The sequence below is a fragment of the Arthrobacter sp. S2(2024) genome (assembly GCF_036662515.1).
Classification (GTDB): domain Bacteria; phylum Actinomycetota; class Actinomycetes; order Actinomycetales; family Micrococcaceae; genus Arthrobacter.
Genome location: NZ_JAYKZI010000004.1, coordinates 70,979 through 89,446, shown reverse-complemented (window position 1 = coordinate 89,446; position 18,468 = coordinate 70,979). Strand labels below are relative to the sequence as shown.

Sequence of the window (18,468 nt, the reverse complement as noted above, 5' to 3'; positions counted from 1 at the left end):
AATCTACTTTGTCAGCTTGTAGACCGTGGAGTTGCCCACCGTCTGGGCTTGGAAGTTCGCCTGTACCCAGGAGGCTACCTCGGAATTGCCGCCTTGGCCTCCGAACCCGCCGCCACCCATGCCGCCTCCTGCGATGTAGTAGCCGATCTGTCCCTTGGCCACCATGTCCTGGAACTCTGCCAGCGTGGGGTAGGGATCGCCGCCGTTCCAGCCACCGAGCGCGATCACGTTGGTGTTCGTGGCGAGCTCAAGGCTTGCGGCTTGGGTGGCACCGGAGACGATCGCCGACCACTTCGTGGTGGTGGATTTCAGCAGGGCGGTCAGTCCGGCGTCGGACGTTCCCTCGGAACCGGGCCCTCCCGCCGGACCCGCGCCACCAGCTGCGCCGAACCCACCGGCGCGGTTTCCGAAGCCGCCCATGGCGGAACCGCTGGGTCCCGACGTAGGGATGGAACCGGAGTGCGCGGTAGCCGCCGTCGCGAGCGTCCACGCCGCTGTTCCGAGGCCGCCGGCCAGAAGGGAAACGACGACGACGGCCGCGGCCGCTGCGTTCCGGAACCGCCCCGCCGTGTTTTGGCCGGCAAAGCGCAACGAGTCGAGGCGGAGCAGGATTGCCGCTGCCGCCACCACGCCCAGGACGACGATCACGATGCGCAACCACGGAAGCCACGAGGCGTCGCGGCCCAGGAGAACCGCGGACCAAGCCGAACTACCGAGGATGACCACGGCCAGGACGATCCTGGCCGGCCAATATCCACGGCCACGCCACAGCTCAACGCTGCCAATGCCTGCCAAGGCTGCGATTGCCGGTGCGAGCGCTACCGCGTAGTAGGGGTGGACAATGCCGCTCATGAAGCTGAAGACGCCCGCCGTCACCAGAAGCCAGCCACCCCACAGGATGAGCGCGGCACGGGTGCGGGAAGCCCGCGCTTCCCGGCGGGTGAACCATAGGCCGGCTGCCAGCAGAATCAGTGCAGCAGGGAGAAGCCAGGAGACCTCAGCGCCGAAGCTCGTGCCAAACATGCGGGTGATCCCGGCAGCGCCACCGAATCCGGCGTTGCCGCCACCGCCACCGCCGCCGCCGAAGGCGCCGAGGCCACCGAGATTGCCTCCAGCAGGGGCGCCCGCTCCGCCGCCGCCGGGCGTGCCTTCGCCCGAACCCGTGATGCGGGACAGCCCGTTGTAGCCAAAGGTCAGCTCGAGGAAGCTGTTGGTTTGCGAACCCGCCATGTAAGGCCGTGCCGATGCCGGGGTCAGCTGGAAGAGGGCGACATAACTGCCGGCTACTACTGCGATTCCGGCCAGCGCGCCGAGCAGGTGCAGCAGCCTCCGCCGCAACGGGGTAGGTGCGGCCCAGAGATACGCAAGTCCCAGGCCCGGAACAATCAGGAAACCCTGCAGCATCTTGCTCAGGAACGCGAGGCCCACTACAGCGCCGGCAGCGGCGAGCCACTTCCAGCCCGCCCGTTCGATGGCGCGGGTAGTGAAGTACGCCGCCAGGACCAGGCAGAGAGTCAGCATGGCGTCGGGATTGTTGAAGCGGAACATGAGCGCCGCCACCGGGGTCAGTGCCAAGGCGCCACCGGCCAACAAGCCAGCGCCTGGTCCGGAAACCCGCTTGACCGTCAAGTAAAGGAATCCAACGGCGGCCACGCCCATCAGCGCCTCGGGAACCAGCATGCTCAGGGGAGAGAAGCCGAAGATCCGGCCCGCCAAAGCAGGGATCCACAAGGAGGCCGGAGGCTTGTCCACGGTGATGGCGTTGCCGGCGTCGAGCGAACCGAACAGAAGCGCCGTCCAGTCCTTGGTGCCGGCTTGAATGGCCGCTGCGTAGAAGGAGTTTCCGTAGCCGGTGGCCGCGAGGTTCCAGAGATACAGGAACGCGGTGGCTACGAGGAGCCCGGCGGCGGACGGCCGTACCCAACGGGGCTGCCGGCCAAAGGCGTATCGGGTCCAGCGGGGCGTTGCATCCGGGGTTGACGGGCGTGCCGAGTGGCGCGGTGCGTCGGCAATCCCGACGGCGGGGCCGGCGTCAGCATTTCCGGCGGCGGGTCCTGTGCTTGCGGGAGTAATCGTGGAGGTCATGATGCTGCCGTTTCTGTGCGCGTTTTGGCTTGTGTCATGGGTTCAGCCGACGGCGCCGCAGGCTGCCGAAAGACCCAAAGGCGGAACAACAGGAAGCGGACTGCCGTGGCGGCGAGGTTCGCTGCGACCACGGTGAGGAGCTCGCCCCAGCGGTCCGGCGTCGTCGTACTGTGCACCAAGGCGAGGGCCCCGGAGGTGAGTGCGAGGCCGATCCCGAAGACGATCAACCCCTCGAAGTGGTGCCGAACGGGATTGCCGCCCTGGATGCCGAAGGTGAAGCGACGGTTGGCGCCGGTGTTGGCGATGGCCGTGACGAGCAGCGCCAGGAAGTTCGCCAGCTGCGGGTCCATGAAGCCGCGGCAGAACAGGAAGATGAGCACATAGGCGAGGGTGGACGCAGCGCCGATCGCGGCGAACCGGACCAATTGCCCGAATAGGCTGCTGCGCGGGCTTTGCTCGGCGATTCGGGACGACGCCGGGAGCGGCCCGCGTGCAAGTGCCGCCCGCAGTTCCGGAATGGGGATGCGGCCCGAGACGAGATCCCGGGTGAGCCGGACCATGCCGCGGATGTCGGCGAGGGCGGTCCGCACCACGTCGACGCTGGAATTGGGATCGTCGATCCAGTCGACGGGAACTTCGTGGACCCGGAGGCCGCAGCGTTCGGCGAGGACCAGGAGTTCGGTGTCGAAGAACCACGAGTTATCCATGGTGTGCGGGAGGATCTGCTGGGCGACGTCTGCCCGGATCGCTTTGAAGCCGCACTGGGCATCGCTGAAGCGGGCACCCATGAACGAGTGCAGCATCAGGTTGTATCCGCGCGAAATGAACTCGCGTTTGGGGCCGCGGACGACCCGCGAGTTACGGGTCAGTCGGGTGCCGATGGCGAGGTCCGAATGGCCGGAGATCAGCGGCGCCAAAAGGGGCGCCAGTGCGGCGAGGTCAGTGGAAAGGTCAACGTCCATGTAAGCCAGAACGGGCGACGGCGATGCAAGCCACACCTTGCGAAGGGCGTTGCCGCGTCCCTTCTCGTCAAGGTGGACAACCGCGAGCTCAGGCAGTTCCCGGGCTACGCGCTCCGCGATTTTCAACGTGCCGTCCGTGCTCGCGTTGTCCGCCACGGTGATGCGGAAGCCATGCGGGAAGGATTCGCGCAAGTGGCCGTGAAGCCTGCGCAGGCACTCTTCGAGATCGCGTTCCTCGTTGAAGACGGGGATGGTGACGTCGAGGACGGGGATGGCGGTGTGGGTGTCCACGGGGGCGCGCCGCCCCGTGCCGCGCTGGATGGGAGTGCTGGGTTGGATGGGAAGGCCCGGCGGCACCACCGCGGGGTCCTTCAGGGTTCCGGAGGTGGATTCGATGAGCGTCATGTATCCAGAGTGCCGTTGCCGAATATGAAGGCTTTAGGCGGAACCTGTGACGTGGCTGTGGATGTGTGACCAGCGTGGCGCATCACTTGCCTGGCCAAGAAACGGAGAGGCCCGCCCCGGAAGGGACGGACCTCGACGTACTTTGTGGTTGGCTCTTGGCTTAGTACCAGTTGTGGGCCAAGTGGAAGGACCATGCCGCGGACGGCGATCCGTAGCGTTCCTTGATGTAGTTCAGGCCCCAGCGGATTTGCGTCTGGTAGTTGGTCTGCCAGTCGGCGCCTTCGGACGCCATCTTTTCGGCCGGCAGCGACTGCCCAATGCCGTAAGCGCCACTGGAGGCGTTGGTGGCAGTGGTGCGCCAATCCGATTCCTTGTTCCACAAGGTGATCAGGGCCGACATTTCGCCCTGGCCCCAACCGTAGGAGGGAAGGATGCTTGCGGCGTAGGCCTGGGCGCCGGAGGGATCATCGACGGCGACTGGTGCAGCCGGTGCCGCTGGAGCAGGGGGTGCAGCGGGTGCGGCCGGTGCGGCAGCCTGGGGCGCGACGGCGGCTGGAGCGGGCGCGGCCGCCTGGCTTGGCGTCGACGCAGTGCTCGGCTTGGGGATCGCGCTTGCGCTCGCCGACGGCGTGGCGGTGGCCGAAGGCGTGGCTGAGTGATCCACCGTGCGGGATTCGGACGTGCGGCTCATGTCCTGGGCGTTGATGGCTTGTCCGGCGGCCTGGGTGGCAGCGCCTGCGCCGAGGAACACGGCAACGACGCCGGCAACAACTGCCATGCGCTGGCCGGTGCCGAGGTTCGAGGCGGCTCGCCTCAGCGTGGAACGTGACTTGTTTCTCCGGGCAGGTTCGCCGCGGTGGCGCGCAACAGGGCGCGACTGATCCTTGGAATCAGACATGGTGATTGCCTCTCGACGCCTGCGGAGTTAGCTGTCGGATTCGGATGAGGTCATCCGGCCGTGGCCACAGCGGAACGTGGCGGCACGGCTTCACCCCTAGGGCTGGCTCAACATGAGCGCTTGCCCGGAGACCTGGGTCCCCCGTCTCTGCCTGGACTGTTGGGCACCGGGGAGTGGCAGAGCTCGGCGCCTACCCGGCGGTGGCCGGAATGATCCAGCGCACCTATTCGACGGTACAGGAGGATCCAGCTTAAGTCACATTTAGGTAACGGAGATCACGACGCCGGTGCGTCGACTTGCGCGCGCCGGGCACCGGCGTCGTACTCTTCTGGTTCGCCCGTCAGGCCGGGGCAGTCCTGAGCGCCGGGAGCCGCACCGCGAACTCCGTCCGGCCAGGCCGCGACGCCACTTCGACCGTGCCGCCGTGCGCCTGAACGATGGATTCCACAATGGACAAGCCGAGGCCGGAGGTGCCCTCGGAGCCGGACCGGGCGGCGTCGGCACGGGCAAAGCGGGAGAAGATCCTGCCCTGGAATTCAGGCGGGATGCCCGGGCCGTTGTCGGTCACGGTCACCACGGCGCTGCCATCGGCGGAGCGCATCACGCCCGTGACCACGGTGGTTCCCGCCTCGGTGTGCTTGCGGGCGTTGGAGAGCAGATTCGCCAAAACCTGGTGGAGTTGGGTGGTGTCGCCGCGGACCGTGAGGGGCTCATCCGGGAGCTTGAGTTGCCAGATGTGCTCGGGAGCCATGACTTTCTCGTCGCTGACGGTCTCGATCACCAACTGCGTGAGGTCCACATCGGTGAATTCCGGGGCCTTCCCTTCGTCCAACCGGGCCAAGAGAAGGAGGTCCTCCACGAGGGTGGTCATGCGTTCGGACTGGCTCTGCACCCGGCCCAGCGACTTGCGCCCGTCTTCGGTGAACGTCTCGGTCATGCGCAAGAGTTCGGTGTAGCCGCGGATGGCGGTCAGCGGAGTGCGTAGTTCGTGCGACGCATCCGCGACGAATTGGCGCACCTTGGTTTCGCTTTGCTGGCGGGCCTCGAGGGCGCTCGAGACGTTGTCCAGCATCAGGTTCAAAGCATGGCCGACGCTTCCCACTTCGGTGCTCGGATGGGCCGCCGACGCCGGAACACGCACCGCGAGGGCCACTTCACCGGCGTCGAGTGGAAGTTTCGACACCTTGGTGGCGACGTCGGAGAGTTGCTCCAACGGCCGCATGGTGCGGCGGATCAGCACGGTTCCGGCCAGCCCGATCAGGACCAGTCCGCCCAAGGAGACCAGCACCATGGTCCAGACGAGGGAGGCCTCGGTGTCCTCTTTCGAGGCGAGCGGGAGACCTGTGATGACAACATCGCCGTAAGGAGTTTCGGTGGCCACCAGCCGGTAGCCGCCAGTGGACAGCGTGCGATCAACCGGGCGGCCATCGGACGGGAGCGCCGACAGGATTCGGGCGTCGCTGGGCGACAACGGCGCACGTGTGGCATCGGAGGACAAGAAGCCGGCATCGCTGCTCACCTGGCCTGCAAGGATGCGTGCATTGAGCGTGCCGATGCTCTGGCCGCGGGGGTCCAGCGGGTCCGGACGGCCGCCAGGGTTGCCTTGCGGCGGGCGGCCATGGGAGGCCTGCATCAATTGCTGATCGAGCTGCTTCGTGAGGAACAGATCCATGGAGGCATAGCTGACCACCCCGACTGCACCGCAGATGGCCACAAGGAGTGCCATGGAGAGAAGGATCAAGCGCGTGCGCAAGTGCCAGGTTGAAGGATTGAACCAGCTATGGTCGGTCTGGCGGGGGATACCCGAGAGTGCGGACATTCGGCGCCCCGGCTATTCGGCAGGCTTGATGACGTAGCCTGCTCCGCGCACCGTGTGGATCATGGGCGGGTGGTTGGCCTCGATCTTCTTGCGCAGGTATGAGATGTAAAGCTCCACGATGTTGGCTTGGCCGCCGAAATCGTAGTCCCACACGCGGTCCAGGATCTGGGCCTTGCTGACCACGCGCTTGGGGTTCTCCATGAGGTAGCGCAGGAGCTCGAACTGGGTCGCCGTGAGCGGGATGTCCTCGCCGCCGCGGGTAACTTCACGCGTGTCGACGTTCAGGGTCAAGTCGCCCACCACCAGCTCGGCGGTGTCCATCGCGGCCACCCCCGAGCGTTGGACCAAACGGTGCAGGCGCAACAGGACTTCCTCCATGCTGAAGGGCTTGGTGACATAATCGTCGCCGCCGGCGGCCAACCCGACGATGCGGTCCTGTACGTCGTCCTTGGCGGTGAGGAAGAGCGCAGGCACCTCCGGCGCAAAGGCGCGGATCCTGCCGAGCAGCTCGACGCCGTCGAACCCTGGAAGCATCACATCCAGCACCAGGACGTCCGGTCGGAAGTCCTTGGCGAGCTTTACCGCGGCGGGACCGTCGCCCGCCACCGCCACCGACCAGCCCGCCATGCGGAGGCCCATGCTCATGAGCTCGGCGAGGCTGGGTTCGTCGTCAACCACAAGGGCACGGATGGGGGAACCGTCCGGGTGGCTGAGTTGCGGAAGGTTGTTGGTCATGGAGTGCGAGGATGCCATGGGACAACTCTCCTATCTGCCGGTTTGCCAGTGCTTTGCCGTTGCTGTGAGCACCCTGTGAGTCCCAGCCTAGCCACCTGTCCGGAGGTTGTGGCGGTTCTGCAGGTCACAGGGAAGCCTTCAGTTCGACACAGCCAACGCACAGCAAAGCGGCTGACGCTGTTTGGGACAAGAACAATCACGACCAAACAGTCTCGATTTCGATGGAGAACACCATGGATCAGCAAAACAACCCCTCCGTACCTGGTTCCGAGCCGGAGAACGGACACCCGCAGCCGGTGATCCGCCCCCTTGATGATTCTGCGCAGGCTGGTGCCGGGCAGCCGGCCGCAGGGTGGGGTGCTCCGCAGCCGCCGGCGAACCAGCAGCCGGCCGCCGGGTGGGGTGCTCCGCAGCAATACAACGCCGGACAGCCCCGACCTTCGTTTTTCAAGAACTGGAGCCTGAAGAAGGGGCTCATTGTTGGCGGCGTCGCGGTGGTGGTCGCTGCTGCGGCAGGAGCCGGTGCATATGCCGCCGGCAACGGGACCGCGGCCGCGGATACCACCAACGCGCAGGGACCTGGGGCCGGGCAGAACGGCCAGGGCGGATTCGGTGGCCCGGGCGGCACGAACGCAGGCCCTGGCGGGCTCGGCGTCGGCATGGGCGGCCTGAACGCCGCGGTCCACTCTGAATACGTGGTCCTCCAGAACGGCAGCTATGTCACCATGGCGGGTCAGTTGGGTACGGTCACCGACATCTCGGCGAGTTCCATGACCGTCAAGAGCGAGGACGGGTTCACGAAAACCTATGCGCTGGGAACGGACGTCGTGGTAGCTGAAGGCCTGCGGCAACGTGGAAGCGGAAGCGGCGGCACCACCCTGACCCTCGCCGATGTGAAATCCGGATCCAGCGTGAGGGTCACTGCGCTCAAGGAATCGGACAAGTACACGGCCCAGTCCATCCAGATCGTTACTGCCACCACATCAAGTACCCAAGGAACCGGCACCACCAACTAGTCCCCACCGCCACCCTCGCCTCGCAAGTCCCCACCGGGTCCCGGCCTTCGCAAGCTCAGGCAGGGACCCTCGCCGGCGTGGCCCCACGGCCAGGGAACCCTGGCGGCGTGGGCCCACGGAGCTGATGTCGTTACGGGCCTTCAAAACGACATCCAGTGCGAGCGCGGCGTGAGGCTAGGGCCATTGCGGGGGTCCTAGCAGACGATTTGCCAAAGAATTTTCACGAGATGCCGATCCAGGATTGGACAAGGGTTGTTTCATATCTCGAGATTCAAAGGCAAGCGCGTGACGTGGCTTGAGATTCAGAAAACGGCAAATCCATCAAATTTTATTCGAATATTGCGCCAAGAATAGCCAGTGTGACGAACGAGAATGGGTCACATTTGGACATGTGTGAATTGTGATGTGCGGCACAATAGTCCGATTCGTCTCAAAATGTGGACGGTCCGGCCCTTTGTTACTTGCAAGTTCCCTTTGTTACGTTGCACACTTCAAATGTGAACAAGAACTCAACAGCATCTGCAGCCGCAGCGATCGAGCCCAGCGCACCCGCTGGTACTTCGATGAGCTGTTGTCGAATGCATGCCTAACTTAAGACCCCAACAAGTTTCAGGCATTCGCCCCCTGCCCAGCGTCGGGCGCCCCTCCCCATCTCATTGCGGGGACCAGACCAGCATTCGAAGCCGCGATGACGGCTATTCACTTTGAGGTAAGCACTCCATGTCAGTTGCATCCGGATACGTCCACATCTCCGTCCGTAACGCCAATAAGGCCGCGTCGAACGCCGGCCTGCGTCCCGGCTTCGGCAACCGCCCGGCCTACGCCCAGCCCGCACCGCAGGGTGGCAGCCAGGCACCCGGCTACGTCCCCCAGGGCTATAACCCCAACTCCTACGGCCAGCTCCGCGCTGTTCCCGCCAACGAGGCCTCGCCGATGACTGCGCCCACGCCGGTCTTGGCTCCAGCGGACCGCTCTATCCGTCCCGTTGCTAATGACAATGTGGCCCGCGGTTTCGTGCTCTACATGGGCATTGACGAGGACACGGCCGCGGCCGCCGGAACGTCCATTGCCAAGTTGGCCCAGGAAATCCGGGCCTACGCCCAGTCCCTCGTTTCCGGCGCCGAGAGCTATGCCGCCGTCGCAGTAGCCCCGGCCAGCGCGCCCGGTTCCGCGCTCGACGTCGTCCGTTCGACTTTCGGTGACCCCACCGTTGGCAACCGCCAGCGCTCCGAGGCGCTCCGCCCGCAGCCTGCACAGGAAGCCCGCCCGTCCGGCGTCTTGATCGACCTCGCCCGTCGTGAGGTGCACCTCGACGGCGATTCCCTGAACCTCACGTTCAAGGAATTCGAGCTCCTCAACTACCTCGTCGAGAACGGCACCCGCACCGTGGGCCGCGACGAACTCCTCGAGGGCCTGTGGCGCAACGCCGAAGAGGTCCCCAACGAGCGCACCATCGACGTCCACATCCGGCGCCTACGCTCCAAGCTCGGCCGCCTGGCAAACACGGTCCGCACCGTGCGCGGCCAGGGCTACCGTTTCTACGAGCACCCCGAGGTTATCGTCTGGGCCGCTCCGGAATACTCGATCTAGTCCCCACCCGTCCAAGGCGCCCGCCCCCTGTCTAGGGGGCGGGCGCTTTCGCTTCCGCGGCCAACCCAACTGACTCGCATTTGTTGTCGTTTACAGGCGTCAAAACGACAACAAATGCGAGCCAGTTGGGATAGTAGGGTGGGGGGATGAGCGAGCATCACATCAAGCGGCTGGTGATCATGCGGCATGCGAAGTCGGACTGGCCCCTCGGTGTGCCGGATCATGAGCGACCCCTTGCCGAACGCGGCCACAAGGAAGCCCCCCTTGCCGGGAAATGGCTCCTCAAACACCACGTGATTCCGGACTTCATCCTGTGTTCGTCCGCGCTCCGGACCCGGCAGACCTGCACGTGGGTGTGCAGCGAGCTGGGGGACAAGGCCCCGACGCCGAAACTCGAGGACGGCCTGTACGCCGCCTCCGCGCAACGCATGTTGACCGTCATCAACCATGTGCCGGAAACCGTCACCACTCTCATGATCTTTTCGCACATGCCCGGCGTGCAGGACCTCGCGATGCACTTGGCTTCCCGCGACTCGGACCATGACGCCTACATGGATGCCGCAACGCGCTACCCCACGAGCGCCATGACAGTCATGGAACTTGAAAAGCCGTGGGCTGAACTCGACGGCCAGGATGCCCGGCTGACCCACTTCGCAGTTCCGCGCCCAAAGAAGTAGCTCCCTCGCGCGAACTGGCAGCTAATACCCTTTTTTGCCCGCGGCCAGAGGGCATCTGCTGCCAACTCGCGCGGATGGTCCCAGCTAGCCCACCTCGAGGCCGGCCGCCACATCCTGCAGTAAGCGGACCACGTGGCGGATGCTGGGGCTTGCCATCATGGTCTTCCGGTACACGATTCCCACTTGGCGTTGCTGCATCGGATTGACCACGGGCACCGCCACCACTCCAGCGGGGAGCTCGGGCCTACCGAGCCGTGGCACGAGCGCCACCGCCACGCCCTGCTGGACCATAGCGATATGGGTGGAAAAGTCGGGGTCGTAGATGCGGATGTCCGGCACGCGCCCCAGGCCTGCCAGGATCGCCAGCAACGCCTCATTGCAGATGGCCCCAGCTGGCGTGCTGATCCAGCTTTCGTCCACCAGGTCGGAAGGCTCGACGGCGGTCCGGCCAGCCAGCGGGTGGGCTGAGTTCAGCAGGACGTCGGCGGTGTCCAGGCAGAGGTCCTCGTGGACCATGTTCTCCGGAATGACCAAGGGTACGGAGTGCCAATTGTGGACGACGCCGAGATCGGCTTCCCCGGTGGCGACCCTCTGGACGGCCTCGCGCGGGTCTTCGGCCACCACACGGACCTCAAGCCCGGATGCGCCAAGCCCGGAGCCCGCCGCGGCCGAAGATCCGGCGGCAACGGCTTGGGCCGTGCCGAGTTTCGCCAGCATCGGCCCCACAAGACCCCGGCAAGCGGTGGAGAATGCCACGAGCCGCAGCACGCCGCTCGGCTTCGTTGGGTCGGCGAGCAGCGTGGCCTGCAGCTCCTCCAACTCGCCCAGGATCCGGCGTCCGTACTCCGCCAACGCCATGCCGCGGTCGGTCAGCAGTACGCCGCGGCCGTGGCGTTCCAGGACCGTCACGCCACTTTGCTTCTCGAGCTTCTTGATCTGCTGGGAAACCGCCGAGGGGCTGAAGCCCATGGCCTCCGAGGCAGCCACCACCGAGCCTTGTTGTTCCACTGCTACGAGGGCCCGCAGCGCCGCAATCTCAATCATGAAGCAAACGTACATGATCCGATGCAGAATTCAACGCTGGTGCTTCATTGGCTTGGCTGTCAGAGTTGAATCGTGAATATCCGCCACTCAGCACTCGCCGTCCTTGTCGCCGTCCTTTGGGGCCTGAATTTCGTCGCGATCGACTTTGGATTGCACCCCGGTAACGGGAGCGGTGGCGCGGCCGACGTGCCGCCTCTACTGTTCGTGGCCATCCGCTTTGTGCTGGTGGTGTTCCCCTGCATCTTCTTCGTCCGCAAACCGGACGTCAGCTGGAAGGCGATCATCGGCGTCGGGCTCTTCATGAGCGCCGGGCAGTTTGGCCTCCTCTACCTGGGCATGGCGCTCGGCATGCCTGCAGGACTTGCCTCGCTGGTCCTGCAGGCTCAAGTGCTCCTGACGGTGCTGTTGGCGGCCCGCTTCCTGGGGGAGCGGCCGAGCAAGCGGCAACTGACAGGGGTTGTGCTGGGTGTCGCCGGGCTAGCGCTGGTGGCGGTGGGTCGAAGCTTGGTGGCCCCCGTGGTGCCGCTCATGATCGTGCTCGCCGCCGCCTTGTCCTGGGCCGCGGGCAACGTCATCGCCCGCAAAGCCAAGGCGGCCTCGGGACTGGGGCTGGTGGTCTGGTCCGGGGCCGTGGTCCCCTTGCCCCTCGCGGCCCTGTCGCTCATCGTCGACGGCCCGGCAGCCGTCGTCGGGACCCTCACCAACTTTCAGCCGGCCACCATCCTGAGCGCCTTGTATACCGCCATTTTCGCGTCGTTGGTGGGCTACGGCATCTGGAACCGGCTGCTCAGCCTGTACCCGAGCTCGGCCGTGGTGCCTTTCACGTTGTTGGTCCCGGTGGTGGGAATGACCGCCGCGTGGCTGCTCATCTCAGAGGTCCCTACGACGGCGGAACTGGCCGGCGGGCTCCTCCTGCTGGGCGGCGTCGCGACTGCCGTGCTGCAACGGCGCGAGAAGCCTGGGGACCTGGCGGCGGCCGAAGTGCGTCAGCGCTTGGGGGCCGGCTTGCGCTGAGGGGCGGATCCCGACGTCGGGCGCTTGGCGGGGGTGCGTGGTGCAGGGCGCTTCACAGTTCCCGAGGCCGGACGGGCCGCCGGTCGCTGGGCGGTCCTGCCGGGTGCCGGGGAAGGCCGCGAAGCAGGCCGGGGCGCGGGCCGCCGGGCAGCCGGACGGGCCACTGCCTTCGCACGGCGCGATGGCCATACCGCCCCCACGAACAAGATCAGCAGGGAACTGCAGCCGGCAAGCGCGGCGAGGTAGAAATAGATGTCCGAGTCCTTGGTGCTCACCGCGCTGCCCAGGGCGTTCTCGTCCTGGTTGAAGGCGAGGCCCCACATGCGCAGGAACGCGATTCCGAACGCGATGAACAGGATAGTCGAGATGGCCCCGAGAACCAGCATGAAGTACCTGCGACGGGTGAAAACCTCGGCGACGCACGCCAGGTAGCCGATCGCCAAGGCCCCCAGGAAGATGTACATCACGGTTTCGTCAAGGGTGATGGCCAGGAGCACCAGCAAACCAGCAGACACCACAGCAGAGATAATCGCAAGCTTTCCGCTGTTCCCCATGTGACGCATGGGATTAATCATCCCTGACCCGCGGCAGCGCCGCGCCCCAAGACGCGGCAGTTGCCATACCGTTACCGCAGTACGTAGCCCCGCATGATGGTCATGAGGGCCGCTATGCTCTGCTCGCGGGTGCGCTCGGGGTTGTACGTCTGCCGGTCAAGGCCCACCACGAAGATCGCTCCGAACATCGCCGCCTCGAGGCTGCCCCGGGCAATGCCCCTATCCACGGTGTACGTGGTGGCGACCTTTTCGATCGCCGCGCCGATCACGGCCAACAGCTCGCTGCGGAGCTCGACGAAGAGCTTGCCCCATTCGCTGGGCGTCCGCCAGTTCTCGCTGATCCAGAGCCGAGCGAAGGACGGGTAGTCGTCCATGAAGTCCATGGCTTGCCCGAGCATGGCCTCCATCGCTTCGAGCGGATCGGCGTGCAGGCCTTCAATCGTCTGGAGCCGGCCGAGCATGATGTCGACGCCGTGGCGCAGCAACTGGGCGATCAGATCGGACTTGCTGCCGAAATTGTAATAGACCGTTCCCTTGGACACCCCGGCTGCGGCCGCGATCTCGTCCACGGTGACGCCCGCAGCGCCGCGCTCGCCGATCAGCTCCATCGAAGCGTCGAAAAGGCGCTGCTTGGTCGCGTTGGTGCGGGCCGGGCGGAGCTTCTTCTCCGGGAGCCCCGAGACATCCGGCTCTTGCATGCTCATACAGCGATCTCCGGCTTCAGGGTCTTGAGGGTCCAGAACTTGTGCTTACGGACAGCCAGCGTGGAAAGCGCGGCCCCCAGCACAGTGTAGCCAAGTAGCCCCAGGACAATCGGCCAGATCATGGTCAAGTCGCCGCCGTAGATCAGGTGCCGCATGCCGGTCACTACGTAGCCCATCGGCATGATCTCGTGCACCACGTGCAGAGGCATAGGGGTGGTTTGCCAAGGGAACGTTCCGCCGGACGACACCAACTGCAGGACCAGCAGGATCAGCACCACGAACTTTCCAGGAGTCCCGAGCAAAGCCACGATGCCCTGGATGAGGGCCGTGAACGCCATGACCGCTGCCAGCATGAACAACCACATCCACACCGGGTGAGCCGCGTTGAGTCCCAGCCCCAGGTCCACCACGAGGGTGAGGATACTGGCCTGCAGCACGGACACCACGAAGAACGGGAGCCAGCCGCCGACGGCGATTTTCCATGACGGCGCGTTCGACGCCAAGGCCCGCTGGGTGATGGGACGCATGGCCTGGACCAGCATGAACACGCCGATCCAGAGGGACAGTGTCAGGAAGAACGGGGCCAGGCCCGCACCGTAGGACCCTGCCTTGGCCTGCGATACGTTGTTGACCGCCACAGGATCGGCGATCACCTTGGACACCTCGCTCTTTTGGGCGTCGTTCGGGTTCGGGACCTTGCCTGCGCCCTTCGCCAACTCGCTCGCCAAGGTGCGGGATCCGTCAGCGGCGCTGGCAGCACCAGTGGCAAGCTGCGCCGCGCCGTCGTCGAGCTTTGCGGCGCCGTCCGCGAGGGCCGCCGTGCCGTTGACGGCGGACTGTTCGCCAGCGGCGAGCGTGGAGGCTCCAGAACTGAGCTGGTCCGCGCCTGCCGAGGCCTGGCCGATGGCGCCCGTCAGCGCCGGGGTAGCGCCCGCAAGCTTGGCGGCGCCGGCACTGACCGCGGCCGATCCGTCCGAGAGCTGCTGGATCTGCGCGGCATCCGCCGAGATCTTGGCTTTGGCGTCGGTGACCGGAGCGGACGCGGCGGCCGTGTCGAAGTCGGCCAGGATCTTGTTCGCCTGGTCCTGGGTGATGACCCCTGCGGACACGAGCCTCGCGTTGGAGGCCACCACGCGGTCCCGCGCCCCGGCGTCGAACGCCGAAAGCTGCCCGACGACGTCCTGGACCTTCGCGTTCAGCTGCGCGTTTCCGGCGGCTACTTGGGCGGCGCCGTCGGCAAGCTTCTGGGAGTCTGCCGGGAGGGACGCGGTCTTGTTCTTCAGCTCCGTGAGGCCCGCGCTGAGCTGCCCGGCACCGCCGTTCAGCTGATTGGCGCCGTCGCGCAGCTTGTTTTGGCCCGCCAGGAGCTCGGACGCACCGCTGCTGAGCTTGCTGGTGCCGTCGTGAAGGGCGGCCGCGCCGTCGCTGAGCTTGCCGACGCCGTCGGCAAGTTGGGAGGCGCCGTCGGACGCCTTGACGATCGAAGCGTGGATGGTGCCGAAGCCTGTGAGGAGTTGGTTGGCGGTTTCCTCGCCTACTTCCTTGGCCACAGTGGAGTGCACCGCAGTGGTGAGTTTGTCCACGATGGTGCTGAGGAGGTAGTTGTTCGCGTCATTGGTGGTGACGTTGAGCATCGCCTGGTTGGCCGCATTGAAACTGCCCGGCGAGACAAGGTTGGCCGAGAAATCCTTCGGGATCTTCAGGGCGAAGGCGTACTTGCCGGATTCAACGCCGGCATCGGCTTCGGCCGTGGTGGTCACCCGCTGCCAGTTGAACACGTGGCCCTCCACGAGGCTGTCGGCAACCTTCTGGCCAGCCTGCAGCTCCGGGCCGCTTGCCGGCTGGGCTCCCGCGTCCTCGACGACCAAAGCGGCGTCGATCTGGTTGAGGTTGCCGTAAGGATCCCAGTTCGCGTAAAGGTACACGGCTCCGTAGAGGAGGGGCACCATGGTCAGGGCGAGGATGGTCAGCTTGGGCAGGAGCCCGCCGGTCATGCGCTTGAGTTCGGAGCGGGCCAGCCGCAGAACAGTCACTTTGCGGTCCTTTGCAGGGTTTCGGGTACTTCTTCGGGATCTTCTTGCGCGGGTTCGGCGGGTGCCGTGTGCGTGACCGAGTTGCCGATCACGGCGGCCGGGCCGTCCCAGCCGTCCGGAAGGGCAGAGACGACGGCGACGACGGCGAGCGGCCGCCCGGCGTCGTACGCCAATTGCTCAAGCCGGGGGAGCCAGTCCGCAGTGTTGGCGCTGTGCCGGTCCGGGGAATCGAGCACCAGAAGGTCGAGGGCAGGGTCCGCGAGGGCCAGGGCGGTCAGCAGTTCAAGGCGGCGGTCCGCAGGGAGTTGCTCGATCCACAGCCCGGCGATGTCTTCGAAGCGGTTGATCTTGAGCCACGGCTTGCTGAGGAGCGCGCCGCGGTAACGGCGGGGGATGAGGGAGAGGTCTTCGGTGACGAGGTCGCGGACGCTCAGATGCTGCTCCGGCTCGTTGACACCCGGAGCGTCAATCAGGGCGCTCGCAGCCCGGAGCTTCTTGGTTTTCGCCGAGTTGTCCCAGCTCAGGAGGCCTTTGCTGGTCTTCATCCGGCCGCTCAGAGCAAGTGCCAAGGCCGTGCGCTGGTCCTGACCGTCGCCGCTGACAAGGAGGAGCTCGCCGCGCCTGGCTTCGAGGGAAGTGGGAGGGAGGAGATCGTCCCGGCGGCCATCGATCTGGAGTTGCTGTGCAGACAGCACAATTGGACCTTTCGCAGAACTTGTTATCTGCTCCAATCGTAACTGAACTGACCAGTCAGTTCAAATAGATCCCTTCGCCTCCTGGGAACCTAGCTGTCTGTTTGCCTTGCACGGCGAATTGGCATGAACGTGCGCGGCGGCTCCGCCGCGGCCAGAAAGTTGCTTATTAGGCCGGCGACTGTTTCAGGCTGTTCCAGTGGAAGCCCATGCGATGCGCCCGGAACGACCGCAAGTTGGCCTTCGGGCAAGGCTTCGTAGAGCGAGAGAGTGTGGGGCAAGGTGACCACGTCGTCGTCGCCGACGATGACGAGCACCGGCTGGTTAATTTGCGCGATGTCGGTGGTGGTGAGTGTCGGCTCCGTGGTGAACATCGCGACACTCTTGCCAAAGACGACATCCAAGTGTTCGGGCCCATCCGGAGACCGCTCGATGTAGGCCCTGCCCAGTTCCTGCGCCATGGGCGATTGGGGGTCCAAGTCGAAGGGCACCGTGCCGTTGTAGTGGTAATTGGTACCAATGACTACAAGCTTTTGCACCAGTTCGGGTCGCCGGAGAGCGACGAGGAGGGCAACGATCCCGCCGTCACTCCACCCCACCAGATGGGCAGGTCTGTTCGCCGGGACCGCCCAGGTCTTCCACCCAGGTTGGGTGTCCGTCAATGTCGAGGTGCTTGGCCATGCGGCCATTCTCCTCCCGCGTTCCCGACGCCACAACGGTTCGTCGACCGGCGGCGGCCAGGGGGTCAGAGTCCGTACTTCTCCAACAGGCGCAGCCACACCTCGCTGATGGTGGGGAACGACGGCACGGCATGCCACAGCCTGTCCAACGGCACTTCGCCCACAATCGCGATGGTGGCGCCGTGCAAGAGCTCGGCCACTCCGGGCCCGGCAAACGTCGCGCCCAGCACCACCTTCCGGTCCTCGTCCACCACCAGTTGTGCCCAGCCTTGGTAATTTTCCGAATGCAGCTGGGATCCGGACACGTTGATAGGGAGCTCAACCGAGCTTGCGTTAATGCCCTTTTGCAGCGCCTGCTTGAGGCCCGGGCCCACGGATGCCACTTCCGGATCCGTGAAGACCACGCTGGGGATCGCATATTCGTCGGCCGTCTTCGCGAGGGCGCTCCATGCCTTCGGGGTGCCGTGGAGGGTTCCTTTGGCACGGGCCACGATGGCGTCGCCGGTTGCCCTGGCCTCGTACTTGCCCTGATGGGTGAGGAATACCGATCCTGCGGCATCGCCGGCCGCGTAAAGCCATAGCCCGCTCGTGCCGTCGCTGGCGGCGCCCTCAACCAAGCCGCTCGAGTCCGTGGTGAGGCGCAATGGCTTGCCTTCTTCGGCGTCGAGCCCTACGTTTTCGAGTCCCAAATTATCAAGGGAAGGCCGACGACCTGTGGCCACCAGCAACTGGTCAGAGTTCAAGACCGTCCCGTCGCCGAGAGTGACGCTGAAGGCATGGTCCGGGTCGTGTTCGACCCGCGTGGTGTCGGTCCCGAGGTGCAGATCAACGCCGTCGGCCCGCAGTCCCGCAGCGACCAAATCGGCGGCTTCCTCGGGAAACGCACTCAACAGCCGGCCTCGGGCAACGATCGAAACCGACGAGCCTAGGCGGGCGAAAGCCTGGGCGAGTTCTACGCTGGCAACCCCTCCGCCCAGCACGATGAACCGTTTGGGGATGTGCCGTGCAGACGTGGCTCCGCGGGTTGTCCAGTAGGGGACGTTGCGCAAACCGTCGATTTTCGGGATGAGCGGTGTGGATCCGGAGGCCACCACCACGGCGTGATGGGCTTTGAGCGAGTAGCTGGTGCCGTCCTTGCCATCCACTTGGACTTCACGCGGGCCGGTGATGCGTGCCCGGCCCCGGATGAGTTCGATGCCTGTGTCCACGAGCCACTGGACCGCGCCGTCGTCCTGCCATTTGTTGGTGAAATAGTCACGGTATTTCAGGACCGGTGCGGGATCCAGGACCTTCGTGACGGCGTCCGACGCTCCGGGCACTGATTGTGCCGTGTGCAGGGCGGTTCCCGGCCGAAGGAGCGCTTTGGACGGTATGCAGGCCCAGTAGGAGCACTCCCCGCCGACGAGCTCAGCCTCCACAATTGCGCAGGTGAGGCCGCCCCGGACCACCCGGTCTGCAACGTTTTCCCCCACAGTCCCGGCGCCGATCACGATGACATCGAATTCCCGGATATTCTCCTCAGCCATGGGAGAAGCCTACGCCCGGACACAGGCCGGGATC

The 18,468-nt window shown here is 65.5% G+C and carries 16 protein-coding genes and 1 riboswitch; of the genes, 4 read left to right on the top strand and 12 right to left on the bottom strand.

Annotated features, from left to right (window positions below):
* Positions 1 to 3 precede the first annotated feature (3 nt).
* The 5 genes from VLA65_RS09820 to VLA65_RS09800 all read right to left on the bottom strand — a co-directional run bounded on the left by VLA65_RS09820 (position 4) and on the right by VLA65_RS09800 (position 6,922).
* Complete coding sequence (locus VLA65_RS09820; RefSeq protein WP_332602391.1) at positions 4 to 2,085, bottom strand: glycosyltransferase family 39 protein; 2,082 nt, start codon at positions 2,083 to 2,085, stop codon at positions 4 to 6.
* Positions 2,082 to 3,452 (bottom strand): bifunctional glycosyltransferase family 2/GtrA family protein, encoded by a 1,371-nt coding sequence (locus VLA65_RS09815; RefSeq protein ID WP_332602390.1) that lies wholly within the window; start codon positions 3,450 to 3,452, stop codon positions 2,082 to 2,084. The genes VLA65_RS09820 and VLA65_RS09815 overlap by 4 nt, the downstream gene beginning before the upstream one ends.
* A gap of 160 nt (positions 3,453 to 3,612) precedes the next feature.
* Positions 3,613 to 4,350, bottom strand: a complete 738-nt coding sequence (locus VLA65_RS09810; RefSeq protein WP_332602389.1) for a hypothetical protein — start codon at positions 4,348 to 4,350, stop codon at positions 3,613 to 3,615.
* 2 nt (positions 4,351 to 4,352) lie between these two features.
* A riboswitch (cyclic di-AMP (ydaO/yuaA leader) is annotated at positions 4,353 to 4,526 on the bottom strand.
* A gap of 164 nt (positions 4,527 to 4,690) precedes the next feature.
* Entirely contained in the window at positions 4,691 to 6,169 is a 1,479-nt protein-coding gene (locus tag VLA65_RS09805; protein ID WP_332602388.1) for a sensor histidine kinase, read from the bottom strand.
* A gap of 12 nt (positions 6,170 to 6,181) precedes the next feature.
* Complete coding sequence (locus tag VLA65_RS09800) at positions 6,182 to 6,922, bottom strand: response regulator transcription factor (RefSeq protein ID WP_078106594.1); 741 nt, start codon at positions 6,920 to 6,922, stop codon at positions 6,182 to 6,184.
* Positions 6,923 to 7,137: 215 nt separating this feature from the next.
* Here VLA65_RS09800 and VLA65_RS09795 point away from each other — a divergent pair, with 215 nt between their 5' ends.
* The 3 genes from VLA65_RS09795 to VLA65_RS09785 all read left to right on the top strand — a co-directional run bounded on the left by VLA65_RS09795 (position 7,138) and on the right by VLA65_RS09785 (position 10,187).
* Entirely contained in the window at positions 7,138 to 7,920 is a 783-nt protein-coding gene (locus VLA65_RS09795; RefSeq protein ID WP_332602387.1) for a hypothetical protein, read from the top strand.
* Positions 7,921 to 8,640: 720 nt separating this feature from the next.
* Positions 8,641 to 9,510 carry a winged helix-turn-helix domain-containing protein gene (locus tag VLA65_RS09790; protein ID WP_059388617.1) on the top strand — a complete coding sequence of 290 codons (870 nt, stop codon included), beginning with the start codon at positions 8,641 to 8,643 and terminating at the stop codon, positions 9,508 to 9,510.
* Positions 9,511 to 9,656: 146 nt separating this feature from the next.
* A complete protein-coding gene (locus tag VLA65_RS09785; RefSeq protein WP_059388618.1) occupies positions 9,657 to 10,187 on the top strand; it encodes a SixA phosphatase family protein in 531 nt (176 codons plus the stop codon).
* 84 nt (positions 10,188 to 10,271) lie between these two features.
* Here VLA65_RS09785 and VLA65_RS09780 read toward each other — a convergent pair whose 3' ends face one another.
* Positions 10,272 to 11,231 carry a LysR family transcriptional regulator gene (locus VLA65_RS09780; protein WP_284988750.1) on the bottom strand — a complete coding sequence of 320 codons (960 nt, stop codon included), beginning with the start codon at positions 11,229 to 11,231 and terminating at the stop codon, positions 10,272 to 10,274.
* A gap of 72 nt (positions 11,232 to 11,303) precedes the next feature.
* Here VLA65_RS09780 and VLA65_RS09775 point away from each other — a divergent pair, with 72 nt between their 5' ends.
* A complete protein-coding gene (locus VLA65_RS09775) occupies positions 11,304 to 12,245 on the top strand; it encodes an EamA family transporter (protein WP_332602386.1) in 942 nt (313 codons plus the stop codon).
* Here VLA65_RS09775 and VLA65_RS09770 read toward each other — a convergent pair.
* The 6 genes from VLA65_RS09770 to VLA65_RS09745 all read right to left on the bottom strand — a co-directional run bounded on the left by VLA65_RS09770 (position 12,218) and on the right by VLA65_RS09745 (position 18,434).
* The gene (locus tag VLA65_RS09770) at positions 12,218 to 12,808 is read right to left on the bottom strand and encodes a hypothetical protein (RefSeq protein WP_332602385.1); all 591 of its coding nucleotides are present in this window, start codon (positions 12,806 to 12,808) and stop codon (positions 12,218 to 12,220) included. The genes VLA65_RS09775 and VLA65_RS09770 overlap by 28 nt on opposite strands.
* 62 nt (positions 12,809 to 12,870) lie before the next feature.
* Positions 12,871 to 13,503, bottom strand: a complete 633-nt coding sequence (locus VLA65_RS09765; protein ID WP_332602384.1) for a TetR/AcrR family transcriptional regulator — start codon at positions 13,501 to 13,503, stop codon at positions 12,871 to 12,873.
* Positions 13,500 to 15,536 (bottom strand): YhgE/Pip domain-containing protein, encoded by a 2,037-nt coding sequence (locus VLA65_RS09760; RefSeq protein WP_332602383.1) that lies wholly within the window; start codon positions 15,534 to 15,536, stop codon positions 13,500 to 13,502. The genes VLA65_RS09765 and VLA65_RS09760 overlap by 4 nt, the downstream gene beginning before the upstream one ends.
* A complete protein-coding gene (locus VLA65_RS09755) occupies positions 15,533 to 16,231 on the bottom strand; it encodes an ABC transporter ATP-binding protein (protein ID WP_332602382.1) in 699 nt (232 codons plus the stop codon). Before VLA65_RS09755 ends, VLA65_RS09760 begins: the two co-directional genes overlap by 4 nt.
* A gap of 89 nt (positions 16,232 to 16,320) precedes the next feature.
* Positions 16,321 to 16,917: an alpha/beta fold hydrolase gene (locus tag VLA65_RS09750; protein ID WP_332602381.1), complete on the bottom strand. Its 597-nt coding sequence runs from the start codon at positions 16,915 to 16,917 to the stop codon at positions 16,321 to 16,323.
* 56 nt (positions 16,918 to 16,973) lie between these two features.
* The gene (locus VLA65_RS09745; protein WP_332602380.1) at positions 16,974 to 18,434 is read right to left on the bottom strand and encodes a dihydrolipoyl dehydrogenase family protein; all 1,461 of its coding nucleotides are present in this window, start codon (positions 18,432 to 18,434) and stop codon (positions 16,974 to 16,976) included.
* Positions 18,435 to 18,468 lie beyond the last annotated feature (34 nt).

Bases quoted from the DNA above. Each gene is read 5' to 3' on its own strand.
- VLA65_RS09820 (WP_332602391.1), bottom strand. From the start codon at position 2,085: ATGACCTCCACGATTACTCCCGCAAGCACAGGACCCGCCGCCGGAAAT.
- VLA65_RS09815 (WP_332602390.1), bottom strand. From the start codon at position 3,452: ATGACGCTCATCGAATCCACCTCCGGAACCCTGAAGGACCCCGCGGTG.
- VLA65_RS09810 (WP_332602389.1), bottom strand. From the start codon at position 4,350: ATGTCTGATTCCAAGGATCAGTCGCGCCCTGTTGCGCGCCACCGCGGC.
- VLA65_RS09805 (WP_332602388.1), bottom strand. From the start codon at position 6,169: ATGTCCGCACTCTCGGGTATCCCCCGCCAGACCGACCATAGCTGGTTC.
- VLA65_RS09800 (WP_078106594.1), bottom strand. From the start codon at position 6,922: ATGGCATCCTCGCACTCCATGACCAACAACCTTCCGCAACTCAGCCAC.
- VLA65_RS09795 (WP_332602387.1), top strand. From the start codon at position 7,138: ATGGATCAGCAAAACAACCCCTCCGTACCTGGTTCCGAGCCGGAGAAC.
- VLA65_RS09790 (WP_059388617.1), top strand. From the start codon at position 8,641: ATGTCAGTTGCATCCGGATACGTCCACATCTCCGTCCGTAACGCCAAT.
- VLA65_RS09785 (WP_059388618.1), top strand. From the start codon at position 9,657: ATGAGCGAGCATCACATCAAGCGGCTGGTGATCATGCGGCATGCGAAG.
- VLA65_RS09780 (WP_284988750.1), bottom strand. From the start codon at position 11,231: ATGATTGAGATTGCGGCGCTGCGGGCCCTCGTAGCAGTGGAACAACAA.
- VLA65_RS09770 (WP_332602385.1), bottom strand. From the start codon at position 12,808: ATGCGTCACATGGGGAACAGCGGAAAGCTTGCGATTATCTCTGCTGTG.
- VLA65_RS09765 (WP_332602384.1), bottom strand. From the start codon at position 13,503: ATGAGCATGCAAGAGCCGGATGTCTCGGGGCTCCCGGAGAAGAAGCTC.
- VLA65_RS09750 (WP_332602381.1), bottom strand. From the start codon at position 16,917: ATGGCCGCATGGCCAAGCACCTCGACATTGACGGACACCCAACCTGGG.
- VLA65_RS09745 (WP_332602380.1), bottom strand. From the start codon at position 18,434: ATGGCTGAGGAGAATATCCGGGAATTCGATGTCATCGTGATCGGCGCC.